This window comes from bacterium, assembly GCA_040756715.1.
Classification (GTDB): Bacteria; UBA9089; UBA9088; order UBA9088; family UBA9088; genus JBFLYE01.
Genome location: JBFLYE010000052.1, coordinates 1 through 5,656 on the forward strand (window position 1 = coordinate 1; position 5,656 = coordinate 5,656).

3 protein-coding genes are annotated in these 5,656 nt (G+C 37.6%); all 3 read left to right on the forward strand.

Annotated features, from left to right (window positions below; all coding sequences use genetic code 11):
* The first annotated feature begins 297 nt into the window (after nt 1–297).
* Nucleotides 298–1,641, forward strand: a complete 1,344-nt coding sequence (locus tag AB1397_02190; protein ID MEW6481801.1) for a hypothetical protein — start codon at nt 298–300, stop codon at nt 1,639–1,641.
* A complete protein-coding gene (locus AB1397_02195; GenBank protein ID MEW6481802.1) occupies nt 1,638–1,844 on the forward strand; it encodes a hypothetical protein in 207 nt (68 codons plus the stop codon). Before AB1397_02190 ends, AB1397_02195 begins: the two co-directional genes overlap by 4 nt.
* 355 nt (nt 1,845–2,199) lie before the next feature.
* Nucleotides 2,200–5,656: DUF5050 domain-containing protein (locus tag AB1397_02200; protein MEW6481803.1), on the forward strand; the 3,457-nt coding region annotated here is incomplete at its 3' end.

The following is a 5,656-nucleotide window of genomic DNA, read 5'->3' on the forward strand; positions in this document are numbered from 1 at the left end:
ATACCCAAAGAAACAGGGCAATCTTCTTTGACCTAAAGAATGATAGTGGAAAAAACCTCTCTTCTGGATTATACTATTACAAAATAAAGGCAGACAATTTCTCTGCTATAAAATCAATGGCGGTGAAGTGAGAAAATGGCTTTTTGTATATTGGGAAAAGGGCGAGGGGAAACATGAAGGAAAGGCACAGAGGCACAAAGGATGAGCAGGCAAAAAAATTTGTTTGACATGAGGTTTTACTTTTGAATATAATTATGATGAGTATATACAGCATAATTATTAAGGAGGTGATGTTTGATGAAGACAAAGAAAAAAATGCTTATTAGCAAAGGGATAGCAGGGCTAATTGCATTAGGCTTGCTTACTGGGATGGGATGGGCAGAAAAGAAGCCCTCAGCCATTGAGAGAGAGGCAAGGGCTTGCTTTGAAAGGGTGAAGAAGGACTACAAGGAAGGGATGGAGGCAATTAGCAAGGAGCTTGAGGAAAAGGATAAGCAAGGGGTATTTGAAAGAAAAGACAAAAAGGGCGAGATAGATTTTACAAGCCGAAGTAAATACATAGAAACAGAACATTACAAGAAGAAGTATGACCTGGCTTTTAAAACAGCCAAGGAATATGCAAGGATTGCTGAGACCTACCCAAAAAGCAAAATAGCTGATCTTTCTCTCTTTGAGGCGATAAAGGTATTAGAAAACCTCAAAATGAGCGATTTTATCACAAAAGAACAGGGAAAAGAGATTCAATCTCAGACTACAAGATACGCCAATATATTGATTGATAAATATCCTGAAACAGAGATAGCCAAGTTTGAGAAGATAAAGATAAATAAAGAGGGGCTTAAAGCGGAAGAAATGATCAAAAGATATGAAGCTTTGACAAATAAATATCCAAAGAGTGAGGTAGCGGATGATTGTCTTTTTGAGATTATAAATCTATTGATTCAAACAAGAAGCTATCCAAAGGGAGAGGTATTGGATGAGAATTATAAAAGGGCAATGAAGTATGCAGAGAGGCTTTATAAAGATTATCCCAAGAGTGAGTTGGGAGAATGGGTGTATTTTAGTATAGGGCTGAATTGGTGCGGCTTGGGATGCTCTGATTTTTCCCCTGGTGAATATCCCGAGAAATATATAGATGCCTATGTTGAAGTGGTAAAAAGATATCCAGAAAGTAAATATGCTCCAACATCTTTGCAACTTATAATGATAGTTTCTAGACACGAAAAACCTCATTTAACCTTATGGGCATATAAAACCTTGATTGTAGAGTATAAAGATAAGCCATTTTTTTGTTTCGCGGGTGGAGACATATATTATTATTCTCCTGAACAAAGATATTATATAGAAAAACATTATGGAGAAGGGATTTTATATGATTGTGCTTGGATAATTAAATCAGCTTTATATGATTATAAATATAATACAAAAGAGGAATATTATCCAAAAGGCAAAATCACCAATGGAAATGAGCTATATAAAATCCTTAAGCCCTATCTTGAGGAACAAGATGAAAGATGGAAAGACTTTAATCCATTCTCTGATGAATATGGCTTAAAGCTAATTTATTATGAAAGCAATGGCCAAAAGTTTAAGTTTAAATTAGAGCTATTTGGATTAACCGAGGAGGTGGAAAGCGAATGAAGAAGATAGTAGCTTTATTGTTTATCTTAGGGAAAATTACAGAAGCCTCTTACCAAGAGCCTCCCAGCTATCAAGACTTCCTGCCATTATTCTACTATGAGGCAAATCAAGGAGAAGAAGGAAATCATCGGGAATTTCCCATCTACCATTATTTTGATGATATGGATGTAGAGAACAATCGGGAAAAACTATGCCCAAGTTGATGGAATTGGACTGAGAACAGGCAATCAGATACCAAACATATATATCTATGGAGGAAAATCTCCTAGCTATAATCTCAAGCTTTTAGATAAAGACAAAGATGGTGATTTATTCTGGACAATTGAATATCACCATTATCTTCCAAGAAATACATATTATACAAATCAAACCCATGAGCACGATTGGGAATGGGTATATGTAATAGTAATTGAGGATGAGAATGGCTATACCCCTCTTCTTGCCTCCTCAAATAGCCATGATGAGAATAATCAGGAGAGCTTTAAGGACAAAAAATATGGAAGATATTCCGATGATGCAAAATACCTTGAGTTCACTAAAAATGGTAAGTTTGGTCTCTTGGAGACATTAGATAAAAGAGCCAAATTCTATGTAGGAAATGATGGGAATGCAATGTATGGAAAAAGGAACAATTTGAATAAGATTGACTGGCGTAGAAATACCGGGATACCTGGGGTGCCAGGCAGAAACAACATTGACTCCATTGATGTATCCATCACAGATTTTGAAAAGATTATCCCTGTTTCACAAGGAGGCTTATCTCCAAATGAGTTTTATAAGGGAGATGAGGTAAATGAAGGTTGGTGGGGGCTTGGAGCTTCTACAACAACAGACACAGCGGATTTAATGTCTGCCCCCTGGGTCCGCAATCACTGGAACCACCCCTTCCCATCCACCATCGATGTCCCAGACACTGTCCCTCCTATTGTCAAAAAGGTGACCATCACTCAAGATGGGAGGACCAGGTATTGGGGAGGGTGGGATGAGAAGAAGGAGAAAATTGGCCCTAATGGGGTAGAAGTGGTTGTTTCAAGAACCTGGCAAGAGATTTCAGAAAAGAAGCCCTGCAATGGAGAATCTCAAATAAAGATTAGGATAGAATTCTCAGAGAAGATGTGGATAGAGGTTGATAAGAAGCCAGATATAAAGGTTACCTTTGGAAAGGATGCCCCTTATACAGCCTATCAGTTTAATGGAGATTGGAAAGATCACCAAACCTGGGAAGGAAGCTGTAATCCCCCAAAAGAAGAATCCGATGGAGAGAATACCATCAGAATTGAAACCCAGGACAAGGACAAGAATCTCTTAGATGGCAATCCTAAAACTGTTGTTGCAATCATCGGTGGGGAAAGAAAGTATTACGAAGATGAGAATGGTACTGATAACAACAAAGGTGGTGCCGATCAAAATCACTCTTTCCTCCTTGACCCCTCCCCACCCAAGATAACCAAGGTAGAAATCCTTCAAGGAGAAAAAAATAGCCAAGGGAATATCATCAATCTTAAGACTAGGTATTCAAAAGACTATATTAGCGGAAACATAACCAGCAATCCATTGGTTATTGGAACCCTTACATCCCTTTTCTTTAAGATAACCTTTGATGAACCTTTGGATACAGAAAAACCCCTTAATGTATTCTTTACCTCAAGTTCCCATCCTATTTCCTTCTTAAGCTGGTCAAATACTAACACAGCCTGGTGGGGTGAGTTTGTTATTCCAACAAATCAGGAATACCAAGGAACACATACCCTCTCAATCTCTGATGCAACCGACCTTGCAGGAAATACCTTTGATTCAGACCCAGATACAGAACAACCAGACCCAGATACCACCAACCAATTCTACATAATGATTCCCGACCTTGCCTATATCTCCCTAGTTCCAGATCATCAGGGGGATATATGCCTTTTGAATATCGAGAAAAAGGAATCAATAAACATAACAAATGATACAGAATTACAGATATACATTGGTTTCTTTCCTAAAGGGAACGATATTTCCTTCCATAGAGCATTAGGAGATTTTTTTGATATATTTAAGATAAAGCTAGATGGAACAAACATAACAAATCTGACAAACAGCCCCTTTTTTGAGGATGAGGCAGGAGAACTTTTTTCCCCTGAGGAATGGGATGGAAATCGCAATGTAACCCCTGATGAGAAAACAATGTTCTTTTGTAGTTCAACAAAACCTGTGCCACACCTAGATCCTGGAGTAGACATCTGGTCTTTAGACCTTAAGGGAGGAACAAAGACAAACTTAACCAATACACCATCTTCTATAGAATTTTTCCATGACATCTCGCCTGATGGAAAAAGGGTTATATATTATCAACAGGATTATGAGGGAAGTGATATAAATAAATTCCTCAAAGAATCAATCTGGATTATGGATATTGAGGGAGGAAATAAGAAAAAGCTTATTGAAGGAAATATAACAAAAGACATTTATCCAGCGTATTTTAGAACAATAAGGTTTTCTCCCACAGGTGAAATATTCTTTACGGCAATTATTAAGGAGATAGAAGATGGAAAGCCACACTTCTATTATGAGATATACTCTATAAGCCAGGATGGTTCTAATCTTAGAAAGCTAACTGAGACAAAAGATGGGCGTCCCAAATTCATTACAGATATAAATGATAAAGAACTACTTTTTAGTGCAAGAGACTATTTAGGAGGAGGGATTTATGACTATGACCTTTATATGATGAACCAAGATGGAACAGGAATAACCGGTCTTATTACTGGAGCCCAATCAGATGCTTATGCAGGAAGATTCTTAGAGGATGGAAGGATAGCCTTTATTTCAAATAAAGATGGAAAGGATAGGCTTTATGTGATGAACCCTGAGGGGACGAATATAGAAAGGCTTACCAATAATCCTTATTCTGAAAAGGAAGTAGTATTGAGGAAAAAGGAGGAATTAAAGCTGGGAAACATAAGTGGCTATCTTAAAGGCTCTAATATAGAAGGAGGAATTGTTAATCTCCTTAAGGATGAAATAGTTGTAAGAACTGCTATGACAGACAACAATGGCTATTTTATAATAGAAAACATCCCCCTAGGAATCTATAGGCTAAAGGCATTGAAGAAGGGATACAAGACAGGATTTTACCAAGAAGATATTATAATAGAAGAAAATAAGACAACAACAATTGAGCTTAAACTAGCCTATATTGGAGAACAAGGGGGGTTATTTGCTATTGCAAAGGATGATGGAATTTACTTTCAAAATGCAGATGGTTCAATTCAAAGAAAGATTTTTGAAGGAGAAATATCAAACCTGGAGACTTCCTTTGATGGAAAGCTTCTCGTCTACTCTTCAAACCAAGAGATATTCATCTTAGACCTTTCCTCAAAAATAACCACCCAGCTAACCAACAACACAAACAATGATGACCACCCAAGCTTCTCTCCCGATGGAAGGATTGTATTTTCAAGGGATAATTATATCTGGACAATGAACCAAGATGGCTCAGACCAAAAACAAGTAGCAAAAGGAGACTATCCATCCTTTTCACCAGATGGAACAAGAATTGTTTTCTCAAGGCTAGGTTCTGACTATGAGATATTCCTAATGAACAAAGATGGAACAAACATTAGGCAACTAACCAGCAATGATATTGATGATATAGAACCAACCTTTTCCCCTGATGGAGAAACCATTGCCTATAATTCAAACAATACCATCTACACAATGAAACTAGATGGTTCCAATAAAACAAAGATAACGGAAGGAACAAAACCCAAGTTCTCACCTGATGGAAAATCCCTTGCCTTTATCTTCAATAACGACCTTTATACCATAGACCTACAAACCCAAGGGCTTAAAAAAATAGCCGAAGGGGTAAAAGCAATTTCCTGGTCTTGTGGAGGGGTAGAAAACAAACCACCTATTCCTGTAATCACAGGAAGATTAACTGGCTATGAAGGAATGCCAATAAGCTTAGATGGCTCAAGCTCTTATGACCTAGATGGGACAATTACAACCTATATCTGGGAGATAGATGGAA

What these genes read in the sequence shown, in the direction of transcription:
- AB1397_02190 (MEW6481801.1), top strand. Translation starts at nt 298, where the DNA reads ATGAAGACAAAGAAAAAAATGCTTATTAGCAAAGGGATAGCAGGGCTA.
- AB1397_02195 (MEW6481802.1), top strand. Translation starts at nt 1,638, where the DNA reads ATGAAGAAGATAGTAGCTTTATTGTTTATCTTAGGGAAAATTACAGAA.